The 15,940-nt window shown below is 42.8% G+C and carries 14 protein-coding genes; 10 read left to right on the plus strand and 4 right to left on the minus strand.

Annotation, left to right across the window (positions count from 1 at the left end):
• Positions 1-23 precede the first annotated feature (23 nt).
• From M1L62_RS28470 to M1L62_RS28485, 4 genes are read left to right on the plus strand one after another with little or no spacing between them, the layout of a single operon-like run.
• On the plus strand, positions 24-3,587 hold the full coding sequence (locus M1L62_RS28470) for a nitrate reductase (RefSeq protein ID WP_254563041.1): 3,564 nt from the start codon (positions 24-26) through the stop codon (positions 3,585-3,587).
• Positions 3,588-3,598: 11 nt separating this feature from the next.
• Positions 3,599-3,781: a hypothetical protein gene (locus M1L62_RS28475; RefSeq protein WP_254563042.1), complete on the plus strand. Its 183-nt coding sequence runs from the start codon at positions 3,599-3,601 to the stop codon at positions 3,779-3,781.
• A gap of 37 nt (positions 3,782-3,818) precedes the next feature.
• Positions 3,819-5,282: a rubredoxin gene (locus M1L62_RS28480; RefSeq protein ID WP_254563043.1), complete on the plus strand. Its 1,464-nt coding sequence runs from the start codon at positions 3,819-3,821 to the stop codon at positions 5,280-5,282.
• Between the two features lie 12 nt (positions 5,283-5,294).
• Positions 5,295-5,768: a nitrate reductase associated protein gene (locus M1L62_RS28485; RefSeq protein ID WP_254563044.1), complete on the plus strand. Its 474-nt coding sequence runs from the start codon at positions 5,295-5,297 to the stop codon at positions 5,766-5,768.
• 23 nt (positions 5,769-5,791) lie between these two features.
• On the opposite strand, the gene M1L62_RS28490 is transcribed toward M1L62_RS28485, so the two are convergent.
• Positions 5,792-6,376: a precorrin-2 dehydrogenase/sirohydrochlorin ferrochelatase family protein gene (locus M1L62_RS28490; RefSeq protein WP_254563045.1), complete on the minus strand. Its 585-nt coding sequence runs from the start codon at positions 6,374-6,376 to the stop codon at positions 5,792-5,794.
• Between the two features lie 243 nt (positions 6,377-6,619).
• Between M1L62_RS28490 and M1L62_RS28495 the strand changes: the two genes are divergently transcribed.
• Complete coding sequence (locus tag M1L62_RS28495; RefSeq protein ID WP_254563046.1) at positions 6,620-8,575, plus strand: ABC-F family ATP-binding cassette domain-containing protein; 1,956 nt, start codon at positions 6,620-6,622, stop codon at positions 8,573-8,575.
• Between the two features lie 73 nt (positions 8,576-8,648).
• On the opposite strand, the gene M1L62_RS28500 is transcribed toward M1L62_RS28495, so the two are convergent.
• The gene (locus tag M1L62_RS28500) at positions 8,649-9,230 is read right to left on the minus strand and encodes a Uma2 family endonuclease (RefSeq protein ID WP_254563047.1); all 582 of its coding nucleotides are present in this window, start codon (positions 9,228-9,230) and stop codon (positions 8,649-8,651) included.
• A gap of 104 nt (positions 9,231-9,334) precedes the next feature.
• Between M1L62_RS28500 and M1L62_RS28505 the strand changes: the two genes are divergently transcribed.
• Positions 9,335-10,618: a type IX secretion system plug protein gene (locus tag M1L62_RS28505; RefSeq protein ID WP_254563048.1), complete on the plus strand. Its 1,284-nt coding sequence runs from the start codon at positions 9,335-9,337 to the stop codon at positions 10,616-10,618.
• Positions 10,619-10,702: 84 nt separating this feature from the next.
• Positions 10,703-11,101, plus strand: coding sequence for a hypothetical protein (locus M1L62_RS28510; RefSeq protein WP_254563049.1), 399 nt, complete (start codon positions 10,703-10,705; stop codon positions 11,099-11,101).
• Between the two features lie 78 nt (positions 11,102-11,179).
• Here the strand turns inward: M1L62_RS28510 and ychF are convergent, their stop codons facing one another.
• The gene (gene ychF, locus M1L62_RS28515; protein WP_254563050.1) at positions 11,180-12,283 is read right to left on the minus strand and encodes a redox-regulated ATPase YchF; all 1,104 of its coding nucleotides are present in this window, start codon (positions 12,281-12,283) and stop codon (positions 11,180-11,182) included.
• Between the two features lie 186 nt (positions 12,284-12,469).
• On the minus strand, positions 12,470-12,790 hold the full coding sequence (locus M1L62_RS28520) for a DUF3276 family protein (RefSeq protein ID WP_090335433.1): 321 nt from the start codon (positions 12,788-12,790) through the stop codon (positions 12,470-12,472).
• Between the two features lie 271 nt (positions 12,791-13,061).
• On the opposite strand from M1L62_RS28520, the gene M1L62_RS28525 reads away from it, so the two are divergent.
• Genes M1L62_RS28525 through M1L62_RS28535 form a run of 3 tightly spaced genes read left to right on the plus strand, consistent with a single transcriptional unit; the run spans position 13,062 to position 15,649 of the window.
• Complete coding sequence (locus tag M1L62_RS28525; protein ID WP_254563051.1) at positions 13,062-13,514, plus strand: septal ring lytic transglycosylase RlpA family protein; 453 nt, start codon at positions 13,062-13,064, stop codon at positions 13,512-13,514.
• A 17-nt stretch (positions 13,515-13,531) separates the two neighbouring features.
• Positions 13,532-14,446 carry a DUF58 domain-containing protein gene (locus M1L62_RS28530; protein WP_254563052.1) on the plus strand — a complete coding sequence of 305 codons (915 nt, stop codon included), beginning with the start codon at positions 13,532-13,534 and terminating at the stop codon, positions 14,444-14,446.
• Positions 14,447-14,503: 57 nt separating this feature from the next.
• On the plus strand, positions 14,504-15,649 hold the full coding sequence (locus tag M1L62_RS28535) for a hypothetical protein (RefSeq protein WP_254563053.1): 1,146 nt from the start codon (positions 14,504-14,506) through the stop codon (positions 15,647-15,649).
• Positions 15,650-15,940 lie beyond the last annotated feature (291 nt).

Here is a 15,940-nt window from a genome sequence, read left to right on the forward strand (position 1 = left end):
TCCATCAATAATCTTTTACGAGTATGAAAACTTCCTCTGATACCTATAAATCTACCTGTTGCTATTGCGGCGTGGGTTGCGGCGTAGTTGTAAAGAAGGAAGAGAACGGACGCCTGAGTCTGGAGGGAGACAAAGAACACCCCTCCAGCAAAGGAATGCTTTGTTCCAAAGGAATGAACCTGCACTATACAGTAATGGATCAGTCGGACCGGTTGTTGTACCCGCAAATGCGGCACAACCGGTCCATGCCATTACAACGCGTGTCATGGGATGAAGCTTTGGAAAGAACTGCTGCCGTTTTTAAGACATTTATTAAAAAATTCGGCCCTGATTCGGTCGCTTTTTACGTTTCCGGACAATGCCTTACGGAGGAATATTATCTGGTAAACAAACTGATCAAAGGATTTATCGGCTCCAATAACATCGATACCAATTCCAGACTTTGCATGAGTTCGGCGGTTGTCGGATACAAGCTGGCCCTTGGAGAGGATTGTGTGCCGGTTTGTTATGACGACATTGAAGAAGCTGATGTATTTTATGTAACGGGTGCAAATCCGGCCTGGTGCCATCCTATTTTGTGGAGACGCATCGAAGCACATAAAAATGCAAATCCTCATGTTAAAATTATTTGTGTAGATCCGCGCCGCACGGATACTGCACGCTCATCTGATCTTCATCTGGGGATCGTTCCGGGCACTGACATTGTTTTGAACAATGCCATCGGCCGGATATTGGTTGAGAAAAATTATATCAACCAACAGTTCATTGAAGACCATACAGATGGTTATGTACTTTTTAAGGAAAAAGTTTTTGAGAGAACAGTACAGGAATCTGCCGAAATATGCGGTATAAATCCTGATGATATATATCTGGCTGCCGACTGGATCGGTCAGTCGAAGGGTTTCCTTTCCTTATGGACGATGGGGCTGAATCAGTCTGTGATTGGCGTTAACAAAAATCTTTCGTTGATTAACCTTCACCTGATCACAGGCAAAATCGGCACACCAGGAAACGGCCCATTTTCTTTGACCGGCCAACCTAACGCCATGGGAGGCAGGGAAACCGGAGGACTCGCCAACATTCTTCCCGCGCACCGTGATGTGACCAACGCTACACACCGGGAAGAAATGGAGTCTTTCTGGAACGCACCGGTTAAGATTGCCCATAAACCTGGCTTCACGGCAACCGAAATGTTTGAGGCGCTTGCTGATGACCGTCTGAAAGCGATATGGGTTATTAATACCAACCCGTTGGTGAGTATGCCGGATATCAATGTGGCCGAGAAAGCATTAAAAAATGCACGTTTTGTCGTGGTGCAGGATATCTCCAATCTGGCAGATACGGTTCATTTTGCCGATGTGGTTTTACCTGCTGCTGCCTGGCTGGAAAAAGAAGGTACCATGACGAATGCAGAAAGACGCATTACCTATTTGCCAAAAGCTTTGGAAGCGCCGGGAGAGGCTTTGCCGGATTCGGAAATCATTTGGAAATTTGCGCAAAAAATGGGTTTCGGAGAAGCGTTTAATTACAAAAACACTTCTGAGGTTTATGATGAATACAAACAAGTTACGGCCAACACCAATGTGGATGTAACCGGTGTTGATTATGACCTTTTAAAAAGCAACCGCAGTGTGCAATGGCCGCTTAGTACACAAGACCTGAATACTGCGGCAGAAAATATTTCTAAAAATATAATCAGTACGGCCAATTCAGTCGGCACGAAACGACTGTTTACGGATCATACTTTTTACACAGCCAATAAACGTGCACAGATTTTCGCTGTTGCCGATGAAAATACTTCTGAACCAACGGATGAAAATTTTCCGCTGGTTTTGACCACAGGCCGTATCCGGGATCAATGGCATACGATGACCAAAACGGGACGGGTTACCAAACTTAAACAACATATTCCACAACCATTTTTGCAAATCCACCCTAAAGACGCAGAGGCAAGAAACATCAAAGAAGGCGCGCTGGTGGTTGTAAAAGGCCGTCGCGGGGAAGTACGTGTTAAGGCACAACTAAGCGATGACGTTCGCCAAGGCCTGTGTTTCCTGCCTATGCACTGGGGGAAAATTCTGGGAAGTAATCTGGGAAGAGCTAATAACCTGACCAATAATCTGGTGGATCCTAAGTCCAAGGAGCCGGATTTCAAGTTTTCGGCGGTTGAAGTTGAATTATATAAAAAGCCTTTTGAAAAAATAATTGTTATCGGAGCTGGTTCAGCTGGTTTGGGTTTTATCAACGCTTATCGCACGCTTAATCAGGAAGATGAAATTCATGTTTTTTCAAAAGAAATATTCCCGTTCTACAACCGGGTACTTTTGCCGGACTACATCAGCGGCGAACAAACCTGGGAACAACTTGTAAAACTGCGGGAAGATCAGTTTGCTGATTCGAACATTACAGTTCACAAAGGTATCAGCATCGCCCATATTGATAGAAAAAACAAAATTGTTACAGACAGCGAAGGGAATGAGCATACCTATGATAAGTTAATCCTGGGTATGGGCAGCAAGGCATTTATGCCAAAAGGGGTACCTGAACTTCCGGGAATTTTCAATATGCGGTCGCGTTTCGACGCGGATAATCTTTTGCCATTCATCAATCAGGCAGATTCGCATGCTGTAATTGTCGGCGGGGGTATCTTAGGACTGGAACTAGCGGCTTCTTTCCGGAAAATCGACGTAAAAGTTACGGTAATCCAGCGCAGCGGCCGGTTAATGGAACGCCAGCTTGATCCGCTGGCCAGCGAACTTTTATACCAGGATCTGACCGACCGGGGAATCGAAATTTATTTTAATGATGAAGTTTCTACTTTCTACGGCAATAACAAGGTGGAAGGTATTTTGTTAAAATCGGGAAGAAAAATAAACTGTCAGGTTGTCGTAATGGCGATCGGAACGGTACCGACGATAGATCTGGCACGCGAGGCGGGCATTGAACACAAACGCGGCATTCTCGTCAATGACTACATGCAAACGTCCGATGAATCGATTTTCACGGCGGGAGAAATTGCGGAATGGCGCGGGCAAATGTGGGGTATTACGCTGGCTGCCGAACAACAGGCAGAGGTTGCGGCACATTTCATCGCCGGTGATATCGCTCAGCCTTACAAAGGCAGCGTGTCCATGAACATCCTGAAAATGGAGGGGTTACACATGAGCAGTATCGGCATGACGGAAACGCCTGCAAATGATCCGGCCTACGAGGAAATTGTATTTATAGATAAGTCAAAACGATATTACAAAAAATGTATCGTGCATCAGGACAGGCTGGTTGGAGCGATTCTGATCGGTGATAAAAATGAGTTCCTGGAATTCAGGGATTTGATAGCCAAAGGGACGGAACTCTCTGAAAAACGCCTTCAATTATTGCGTGCAAGCCAGAAAGCAGATCCGATGGAAGGCAAGCTGGTCTGTTCATGTAATAACGTAGGACAGGGAAATCTGGAAAAGGCTATCAAGGGAGGGTGTAACGATTTTCAAAAACTTTGTCAGCAAACCGGGGCCGGAACTGGTTGTGGTTCTTGTCGCCCCGAGGTGCGGGCAATTTTGGAAAACATGAATTTGTTGGAAACGATATGACCGGGGTCAATATGATGGGTGACATCAAAACGATGGGCGGTTCCAATTCGATGGGCGGCACCCGAACGATCCCGAACGATCCCGAACGATGGGCGGTGCCCATCGCTCAGATATTTCGCCCTTTCAGGGCTATTATAAAGACAAGCCCTGAAAGGGCGAAATACCTTAAAATAGGGCAACGCCCTATTATTTAACCAATTATCGACACATTGAATCAATCGCCAACGCATCATGAGAGATTATTATACCATAAAAATCAATCTACCGGGAGGCATCGTTTCACCGGGATATCTCAAAGACATCCTTACCGCCGCCTGGGAATCGGGCGTTCGAAAAGTACGCTTTGGTGCCCGTCAGCAGCTACTGATGACTGTTCATTATGAAGTTGTTCGTTTTCTTGAAAAAGATTTACAAAAACTGGGTGTCAGCTATGAATTAAATTCAGAGACATATCCCAATATTATAAGCTCTTACTGTGGTGAAGAAGTTTTCCGTACGGGGCAATGGCTTGGTGCAAACGAATACCATTCCGTACTGGACAGCTTCGATTATCAACCACTTTTAAAAGTAAATATCTCAGATTCCAACCAGAGTTTCACCCCGTTTTTCACCGGCAACCTCAACTTCGTTTCGTCCCCTGAGCCGCATTTCTGGTATCTGTACATCCGGTCAAAACAAAGTAACAACCTGTTCCGTTGGCCCGAATTGATATACACCAACGAAATTGGCCGCCTGGCAAAAATTGCAGAGGACTGCATGCTTAACGAAGGGTGTCAAAACCTCGAAACGCTATATGATGCGGTAAAAAAGCAAACGGACTACATTTCCATTCCGGCCACTCAGGAACTGGAATTACCAGCCTTTACCCTGCCCTATTACGAAGGTTTTAACCGGTACGAATCCAGGACATGGCTTGGATTATATCGCCGGGATGAACTTTTCTCGGTAGAATTTTTAATTGACCTATGCCTTTTGTGCCTTAAAACACGTGTTGGGGAAATATGCGCAACACCATGGAAATCACTGATTATCAAAGGAATTGAAGACATCCATCGCAACACATGGAGCAGTATTCTTGGCAAACACAATATCAATGTTCGTCACGCCGCCAACGAACTTGCCTGGCAAACCGAAGACCATACCGAAGACGGCACAATCCTGAAAGATTACCTTGTTCGCTATGTTGAAAAAAATGATACCCGTACCTTCGGGCTTTGTTTTGGAATTCAGACACGTGCCAAATCAGAAGTTTTCGGATCCGTGCTGATCAGAAAACGTCCATTATTTCAAATTGCACAGTTATCGCTTTTCAGTGTTTACGATTTATATTTCACCGAAAATTTTAATCCCAACAGTAGAAAACATATTCTCTTTCAGAAAGGCTTGTTCAAAATCCATTTGCCGTGGCAACTCGAAAGACTTTGTCGCCAATACAACACACGCAAAACCAGTGAGAACACAGACGCATTTTTTATTGAAAAAGAAGAAATAAAAAATGCCTCTCCTGCAACGCTGACGGCGCATCAGTGCCCCAATTGCATGACGATATACCATCCGGAGTACGGCGATACACTGAATAACATTCCGCCTAAAACCGCCTTTGAAGCATTACCTGAAACATATTGCTGCCCTACCTGCGGCACAGAAAAAAATGAGCTGGAAGAAATTCAGTTTCCAACCGCTGTTTTAATTTAAACCTGAAAGACAATGAAAGCCGAAATCATCAATCCATTTTTCTTCGATTTTGAAAGTGATTTTGTTGAGTCACTTCGTTGTATACCCATGATTGTCCGCTACAAGCTCGATACCTGCGGAATTAAATTAAAACTCCCTGAATGGATCAAAATCAGCGTTGAAGAAAAAAAACAGCTTGCCTATCTTCCCTGTTACATGAATACGGAGGTTAATCAGTATGGGCAGTATGTCAGTAACCTGGTTTGGAAATACGCAAACCACGAAGCAAGCCTGTTACCCAATGTCGACGACAGCTGGAACAATCTCAATGAAATTCCTGAGGAAATAAAAGAAAAATCAGTAGAATGGAATTGCCCGGCACCAACCTTAAAACAATGGATTGAACTGGATACTTTGCAAAGATTTGCCCTGGTTAAACTTAGCAGGTCCGGACATGAAGGAAAAAACTTCCCGAGGGCTTTAAGAGAATTTGGAATTATTCATTAATTCCTTTTCGGTGTTCAGGGAAATCACTTACCCTCAGGCTTCTCAACCAAAACAGAAGTAATCCGGTTTAATTCATCCACTTTATAAGCAAAATCACCTTTCAGCATATCCCGAACGGCTTTCAGCTGCTCCATGGCCGTTTCAAGGTTATCAGGAAGCGCCTCATTCAAGACTTCTTTAAGCCTTTTTGCCATTGTCGGAGACATCCCATTGGTTGAAATCGCAACCTTTAAATTTCCTTTTCGAACGACCGAAGAAAGGTAAAAATCACAGAGATCAGGAGTATCAGCTACATTGCAAAGCATATGTTTGGCACGTGCAACGAGTTTAATCCGCTTATTTTCCTCCTTATCGTTTGTAGCGACAATCACCAGATCCTTTTCAACAAGATCCTTATCCTGAAACTTGCGTTCGATCAAGGTTATTCGAGCGTTATCCATGGCAATATCCCTGATTTCCTGTCTGATTTCGGGAGATACCAGTGTCACAGTCGCTTCCGGCGAATTGTCCAAAACAGCCGTTATTTTTTCCAGACCAACATATCCCCCACCGACAATAAGTGTGTGTAGGTTTTCAAGTTTCAGGAATATGGGAAATAGGTTATTCAAAATCTGGCTGGTTAAAAATTAAAAGGTTACACAGAGTACCACAGAGATAAAAAAGAGAACCACAGAGTTTTCTCTTAACAAATAAAAAATGCTGTGGTTCTTTCCTATCCTCTGAGAAACTCTGTGTAACCTACAACACAAATTTACAAGATTAATGTCATATTTCGGATTAACGTCTTGATTTTATAACTATTCCAACAATTCGGATTTTTACTATCTCTATCTTATCCGTACCTTTGCGGCATGATCGCGATTACGAACCTCAGTTATTATCTTGGCGACCGCGCACTGTACGATGGCGCGTCGCTTCATATTAAGCCAAAAATGAAAATTGGCCTTATCGGCCTTAACGGGACGGGTAAATCTACCCTGCTCCGTATGATCGATGGCGAATACCAGCCGGATGAAGGACGCATCTCTAAATCAGGGGATTGCACGATTGGCTTTTTAAATCAGGATTTACTCTCTTACCAAAGTGACGATTCTATTCTTTCGGTAGCCATGCAGGCTTTCGAACGTCAGAATTTACTTCAGGTACAAATTGATAAAATTCTTCATGAAATGGAGCACAACTACCGCGATGAACTCGTGGATAAGCTGGCGAAAGTTCAGGATGAGTTTGATGCCTTGGATGGTTATACCATTCAGTCAAAAGCAGAAGCAATTCTCGAAGGTCTTGGTTTTGTTACCGATGATTTACACAGACCGCTAAGATTATTCTCAGGGGGATGGCGTATGCGGGTGATGCTTGCCAAATTGCTTTTGCAGAAACCTTCGTTGTTAATGCTCGATGAACCTACCAACCACTTGGACTTACCGTCTATTCAGTGGGTGGAAAAATATGTTCAGAGTTATGAAGGCGCCGTAATCGTAGTTTCTCACGATAGGGCGTTCCTTGACAACACCGTTGATACAATTGTTGAAGTTTCAGGGGGAAAATTGAATTTATACTCCGGAAATTATTCTTACTATCTGGAAGAAAAAGCGTTGCGTAACGATATCCAACGCGGAGCTTTTGAAAACCAACAAGCCAAAATTAAGCAGACAGAACGTTTTATCGAACGTTTTAAGGCAAAAGCAACAAAATCCAAGCAAGTACAGAGCAGGGTTAAGGCACTTGACAGAATGGAAGTTGTGGATGCTGTTGTTGACGAAAATGCAAAAGTTCATTTCCGTTTCCAGTTTACCACACAGCCTGGCCGTCACGTTTTCCAGTTGGAAGATGCTTCGAAAGCCTATGGTGATAAAGTAATTCTGGACCATACGAGTATAACCATGGAACGCGGTGATAAAATTGCGTTGATCGGTGCGAACGGACGTGGTAAATCTACGGCTTTGCGTGTGGTTGCAGGAACCGAGCCTATCGAAGGAAAAAGAAGACTTGGACACAATGTAATGTTTACGTTCTATGCGCAGCACCAGCTGGAATCTCTGAACGTTAACCATAACCTTCTGGAAGAACTTAAATACGCCAATTCAACCAAAACAGAAACGGAATTACGTACCGTTCTGGGTTGTTTCCTTTTCTCCGGTGATGACGTATTCAAGAAGATCAAAGTACTTTCCGGAGGTGAAAAATCACGTGTGGCATTAGCAAAAGTTTTGCTTTCGCAAGCCAATTTCCTGCTGCTCGATGAGCCTACCAACCACTTGGACATGCAGTCTGTGAATATTTTGATCCAGGCTTTGCAGCAATACGAAGGTAGTTACATCGTAGTATCTCACGACAGGTATTTCGTAGAATCGATTGCCAATAAGATCTGGTATATCGAAGATCATCAGATCAAAGAATATCCCGGAACTTATGCTGAGTACGAAAGATGGGTTGAAGAACGTGGTTTACAGTCGGCGGTAAGTGACAAAGCAACGGTGAGCAGTGCACCGCCACAGGTAAAGAGCAACCAGGCTTCCAACAATAACGGAAACACTCAAAAGAACAATAATAACAAATCTATTTCCTCAGAAGACGCCCAGAAATTAAAGAAAGCCAAAAAGCAGGTAGAAGAGCTGGAAGCGACCATCGATAATCTTGAAACGAAAAAGTCGGAAACAGAAGCAAAATTGGCACAGCCGTCGGTTTACAATGATTCTGCGAAACTTGCAGAATTGAACCGATTCTACGCAGACGTAAAGAAAAAGCTGGAAGCAGCAACCGAGTCGTGGGAAACTGCGATGATGGAGGTTGAGGAACTGGGATAATCCACTTTTCAATCGCTGATATATCAAAAGCCATTTTAAACGCGATGTTTAAAATGGCTTTTTGCTTAAAAGTCTACAAAAGTAAATCCTCCGTCTGCGCGTAAATATCTGCCATAGATAATGTCAGGCCTACCGTTGCCAGCTCCAAAGTATCATGAAGCTGATATGCTTCGGACGCCAAAACCCAAAATCCTTCTTCATTTTTCCGAAAAACTTCTGCTGCCAGCGAGCGAGAATTAATCAAAACATATTCACTGAGAGATGGAATACTACGATAAAAATGAAACTTTTGCCCGCGATCATAAGCCTCGGTGCTTTCAGACAACACTTCGATAATGACAGAAGGATTTAAAATCGTATCTTTTTTATCATCGAGATATTGATTTTTATCACAGACAATAATCAAATCCGGATACGTGTAAAGACTGTTCTCCGGAATATGAATTCTCTGGTCACTGGAATAAGTCCGGCACGATTTTCCTTTGAAAGCAATATAACATTCTCCACTCAAATTTTCCACAATGCGGTTATGATTATGCCCGGCACCCGCCATGGCAAAAATCTCACCCTTATAATACTCGCTTTTGTATTCAGCCTCACGTTCCAGTTCAAGATATTCTCCGGCTGAGTAATATTTTTGAGGTTGTGCTGTCATAATGTTTCGGTTCTACAACAAAAATAGTTAATTATGTTAAAAAACATCGTCGCCCTTGATACGTTGTCTTTGTATTAAAGTTACCATTTGTCATAAAAAAATCTATGCGCTATCTCTTCGTCATACTGTTCAGTTTAACTTTTTTTATTTCCAAAGCACAGAATCCGGATGTGCGTCTGGATGATTTCATCTATACGGACGATATCAAAACCGTATTTTTATACCCCGGCATTGAAGACAAGGAAAATCCCACAAGGTTGATCGCGCCACCTATTATCCCGATACAAAGCAGTTTTCCACTCGTGCTTGAATTTGACGACATGACAACCAATCTGTCAGGATTACGGGCCAAAATAATTCACTGCAATGCGGATTGGACCAAGTCAAATCTGAACGACATCGAATTCACGTATGAGTACAACGACTACCCTATTACAACCTATGAGCAATCGTTCAGTACCAAAGTGGCTTATACCCATTATCGCTTTGAAGTGCCGAAACTTAAACTGTCGGGAAACTATGTCCTGGTGGTTTCGACCGACCGGGGCCGGAGAACATTGCTGACCAGAAAATTCATGATCTATGATTCCAAAGTTAACATTACGGCACAGGCTCGTTTTTCACAGGGAATCCAGCAGCAGTTTTCCGACCAGCAAATCGATTTCAGCATTGACTACAAGGGCTACAACCTCATTTCTCCGCAACAGGACCTGAAAGTGATCCTGCGCAAAAACTTCCGCTTCGACCAAACCCGGTCCGGTTTTAAACCAACCAATGTCAGGCCATTTGACCAGATCCTGGAATACACTTTTTTTGACCTTGAAAATACATTTCCAGGCGGCAACGAATTCCGTTATTTCGATAGCCGCACGCTGTCAGGTCGCGGTTATGGCGTTTATGCCCTGGAACGCTCAACAGAGAATACCAGCCTGACACTAACCCCGGACCGTTCCCGTGCCGACAATGGTTATCTCCAAATTGAAGACCTGAACGGCCAGTATATTGTCGACCAAAAAGAATCGGGTCGGGGCAGCGTGGAAGGGGATTATACACCCGTTCTGTTTACATTAAAAGTCCCTGAAGATCCTGACGTAACTTTTTATGTGAACGGAGCCTTTAACCTCTGGCAGCTCAATGACCGCAATCGCATGGAATATAATGCCGACACGAAGGCCTATCAGGCCGATATCCTGATCAAACAAGGGGTGATCAATTATGAGTATACGGCGGTAAAAGGAAATCCGCCAAAAGCTGACGACGGATATGTGGAGGGCAACTACGGCGTTACCGAAAATGATTACGACATTTTGATCTACCACCGCCCGCCAACCAGCAGATCCGACCTTTTGATCGGATATAAAACGATCGAATGGAATAGAAGAAGATAAATTTCCTATGATTGCAACTTCCTACTTATTAGATTAGTGAATAATATTCATCAACAAATACATTTCATCTAAATCGCGGTACGTATGAAAACAAATTCACCGGCATGGGATTTAACACCAAACTTATATCTCACCAGAAATGAATCTGAAATTATCGACTGTTTGGTAGACCATCACGAAATGCCCGCTGAGTTTGAAGAAAATCACGTCATTTCCTTCTTTAACAATACCGACCTGCACCTGGTGCTTTACTTTTCCAAGCAGGAAGACAGAGGATTCCAAATGTACGTTATTAAGGATTTTTCAGTCCATGTCGATGATATGATCCTTCTCCGTGAACTTTTCGGCAGACTGATCACCGATGGATTCAGCGTTTTGGTATTGCAAAAAGCACAGTACCGCATCGATCACATCATTTCCATGTCCAGGACATTCAGGGCAATGCTGCACAAAGATTTAGCGGATCATTTTGAGGACAATTAATATTCAGATCATTATAAAATCAGAAAGGCCGAATCAACATTGACTCAGCCTTTCTGATTTTATATCCTGTTATGTCAATTACACATTGAAACGGAAGTGCATAATATCACCATCCACAACAACATATTCTTTTCCTTCAACAGCCATTTTTCCAACTTCTTTCACCCCTGCTTCTGATTTGTATTGCTCATAATCAGGAAGCTTGATAACTTCTGCACGGATAAATCCTTTTTCAAAATCACTATGGATCACACCCGCTGCCTGTGGCGCTTTCCAGCCTTTCACGATCGTCCAGGCACGAACTTCCTTAACACCCGCAGTGAAATAAGTGATCAGGTTTAATAATGCGTAAGAAGCTTTAATAAGTTTGGCCAAACCGGATTCTTTCAAACCATATTCACCAAGGAACATTTCGTGCTCCTCCGGATCTTCAATTTCAGAAATCTGTGACTCAATGGCTGCACAAAGCACAATAACATCGGCACCTTCGTGCGCTACGGCTTCTCTTAATTTTTCAGAATACTCATTTCCTGAAAGCATAGAACCTTCGTCAACATTCGCAACGTAAAGTACAGGTTTGTCCGTCAGCAATTTCAAATCGCCAACCGCTGCTTCTTTCAGATCTGCGTCGTCAACCACAAGGCTGCGGGCGTTACGGCCTGCTTCCAGCGTTTCTTTATATTTTTTCAAAAGTTCAAGTTCTGCCTTTGCTTTCGCATCGCCGGCTCTTGCTCCTTTTTCGGTTTTCTGCATTTTTTTCTCTACCGACTCCAAATCTTTCAATTGCAATTCAGCATCGATGATTTCTTTGTCAAAAACCGGATCGACCTTTCCTTCCACGTGCACCACGTTTTCGTCCTGAAAACAACGTACAACGTGTACAATCGCGTCAACTTCACGGATATTGGCAAGGAACTTGTTTCCCAGACCTGCACCCTGGCTTGCGCCTTTTACCAAGCCGGCGATATCAACAAACTCCATGATTGTTGGGATCACTTTCTGCGGTTTCACCAATCCGATTAATACATCAATACGCTCGTCCGGAACGGTTACAACGCCGACGTTAGGTTCGATCGTACAGAAAGGATAGTTGGCAGCTTCGGCTTTACCGGTAGAAATAGCATTAAATAAAGTGGATTTCCCAACGTTCGGTAATCCAACAATTCCACATTGAAGGCTCATAAAAACTAAGACAAATGGGATGAGAAGACTATTTAAGCCAAAATTCTCATCATAGTAAATGGTAAACGGCTGTACCTAAATAGCAAGCCCTGATAATTTTTACGCAAAATTACCAATTAGCTGACAGAAAAACTAAAAGCCTTCGTCAATGATTGCGAAGGCTTCTCTTAAAAACGTAAAGTTTTCTTATTCCCACTTCAAATCTGATTCTCCAATGGCGTCTACTTCATCCGCTTTGGCCTCATACTGAGAAAAATCAACTTCTGGCATTAATTCTGTTTTCACGTGATCAACCGCATCTTTCAAAGCTTCTACAAACTTATCAAAGTCCTCTTTGTACAAAAACATTTTATGTTTTTCATACGTAAAGCCCTCTCCCTGCGGATGACGCCGACTTTCGGTAATGGTTAGGTAGTAATCGTTGGATCGCGTAGAGCGAACATCGAAGAAGTAAGTCCGTTTTCCCGCCCTGACCCTTTTGGAGTAGATTTGCTCTCTGTCTTCCACTATGTTTAGTTTTTAATAGGTTTGCAAACGCTAAAATAGAAAGTTTATTGCTGCGAACAAAAAAACCAGGAGATATTAGCAAATCCTTAATGCCTCAAAAATTAAAACTTTATGGATTTATCTTGTACTTTATCAACATAACACATGCATTTGTGTGTTTATTCCGTTACATTTGAATAATATGCGGGAATGTGCGCCAGTGGCGCACCGCTATTATGGTAAAGAATAGGGCTCGTTGAGCCATATTTATGTTCCACCTAAACGCTCAGATATGACTTATCATCGGATTCTGATTCTATTGTTTTTGTCCCTGGCCGGACTCCCTGATGCAAACGCACAGATAAGCCTTGGCAAAACTGAAGTTGGTCGTGCTTCATTCTATTCATCTCGCTTTCATGGGCGAAAAACCTCTTTTGGAGAAGTTCACAAGAGTACAGAACTCTCCGCTGCCCATCGCACGCTACCACTCAACACCATGCTGGAAATTACAAACCTGGCTAATAATCAAAAAGTTATCGTTCGCGTGAATGACCGCGGCCCCTATTCCAAAAACAGAATGGTCGATATCAGCAAAGAAGCAGCCCGACTGATCGGAATTATTTCTAACGGTGTTGCCAGCGTGTCCATGAGAATCGTGGGAATGGAGGGAATGGTGATGCTCGACGCAAATGAAGAGGTAGATCACAAGGCCGGTAAGATTATTTCGATGCGTACAAAAGATTAACTCCGTTTTTTATCTGTATGAACAACCGACAGCTGGATTTAGCAAAAATAAGAGAATTTGGTAACCTTGAATTTCTGGCTAAACAGCTGGTCGAAGGCTTTATAACCGGCTTGCACAAATCTCCTTTCCACGGATTTTCCGTAGAATTTGCCGAACACCAATTGTATAATACCGGTGAATCAACAAGAAATATTGACTGGAAAGTTTTTGCAAAAACAGACCGGTTGTATGTGAAACGTTACGAAGAAGAGACCAATCTGCGCTGTCACATTTTGCTGGATACGTCATCTTCGATGTATTATCCGGAAGAAAGTTATGGCAAAATGACTTTCAGTCTGATGGCTGCTGCAAGCCTTACCTATCTTTTACAAAGACAGAAAGATGCTGTCAGCTTGTGTACATTTTCGGATGCGGTTGAAATCCAGACTGCCGTAAAATCTACGCCATCGCACGTGCACAAGATCATGCAGGAGCTTAATGCGCTTTTGCAAAAAAACCGACCACTGCAAAAAACGTCCGTTGCCGAGGTGTTGCATCAACTAGCAGAAAAAATACATAAACGTTCGCTGGTTGTTATTTTCAGCGATATGTTTGACAATATTGAAGAGGCTGATCAGATCTTTTCGGCTTTGCAGCATTTACGGCACAACCTGCATGAAGTTCTTCTGTTTCACGTAACGGACAAAAAAACAGAAGAAACTTTTGCCTTTGAAAACCGCCCCTATGAATTCGTTGACCTGGAATCGGGAGAAAAAATAAAGGTGCAACCAGAGCAGGTGCGCGAATCTTATCAGAAATTCGTCGGGGATTTTTATCAGAAACTCAAACTGAAATGCGGCCAGTACAAAATCGATTTTATCGAAGCTGATATCGCCAAAGGTTTCGATCCGGTTTTGATGGCCTATTTAGTAAAGCATTCGAAAATGAGGTAAAATTTATAGAAATTTACGGATCTAAATCCTTTACATCCGTTTATACGGATAATTTCTATGAATAAACTTTCCGCATACTATCTGTTCCTGATCTTATCCATTGCTTTTAGTGGCTGTCATTCTGCAAAAAAATCGCTGAAACGCGGTGATTTTGATGATTCGGTTTTTCGGGCAGCCGACAAACTAAAAAGTAATCCAACTCACAGTTCATCGCTGGAAATCCTAAAACAAGCCTTCCCAAGCGCCGTAGCCCAACATCGGGACGATATTACACGAAACGAAACAGCACCTGATTTGCAGAAATGGGAGCTATTAATGGCTTCTTATCAAAAACTGAACAAACTTTATGACGCCGTAAAACCCTGTTCTGTTTGCATGAAAGTAGTAAGTGCGCGGAGTTATTACGAGGAAGAAAGAAATACAAAGCAAAAGGCCGTTGAAACGCATTATGAAGAAGGCGTAAAATTTTTGTCGCTCGGGGATCGGGAAAATGCGCGGACAGCTTACGATCATTTTGAAAGAGTCAACGAACTTACCCCTGATTACAATGATAATCAACGGAAATTGGATGTTTCTTACAACATCGCGTCTTTCAAAGTTGTGGTTGAACAGGTTTTAGTCACTTCAAAAGTTTATCAGCTCAGCAACGCCTATTTTCAGGACCGCATTAATGATTTCCTGAAAACCAATCAGCGAATCAACAAGTTTGTACAGTTCTACACGCCTGATGAGGCAACCAACAGCAAATTAAAACCAGACCATGTTATCACCCTTCAATTTGACGATTTCGTAGTCGGGCAGACACTCATAGAAAAAAATACCGAGACAGTGACCAGCAAGGACAGCGTGAAGGTTGGAGAGAAAACCGTGAACCGTAAAAAGGTTGAGTTTTACGACAAGGTAAAGGCCAAACTTACAAAGAACCGAAAAACGGTTCATTCCAGCGGCTTGCTGGACATGCGCATTGTAGATTTCAAAACAAGACAACAGGTCAATCAGGAAAAATTCAGCGGCGAATACAATTGGGTTTGTGAATGGGCAAATTTCAATGGCGACGAACGAGCGCTCACCGCTGCGCAACTGAGAATGTGCAAAAGCCAGGAATTATTACCTCCGGACCCCCAGCAGCTTTTCGTCGAGTTTAGTAAACCGATTTATGATCGGCTGACAGATAGGTTGCGGAATTTTTATGCAAAATACTAGCAAATTTTCAATCAGGAAACTCTGATGGACTTAGATTTCAAAACAAGAACGAATGACTAGAAACAGGATGCCCATCAATAGGCAATGTTAACCCTGTCAAAATTGCCAGCAAATTGCAAATACCATATTTCCGGAGAAAATTCCTGTTTATAGAAAATAATGTAGATTGCGAAACTGGCTCCATCGGAGCCTCCTGTTAATAATCAGGAAATTCTGATAGAGCCAGATTTCAAAACAAGAACGATTGACTAGAAACTGATGCCCATCAATGGGCAATATTTAACCTTTTTC

The organism is Dyadobacter diqingensis (assembly GCF_024220585.1).
Taxonomy (GTDB): Bacteria; Bacteroidota; Bacteroidia; order Cytophagales; family Spirosomataceae; genus Dyadobacter; species Dyadobacter diqingensis.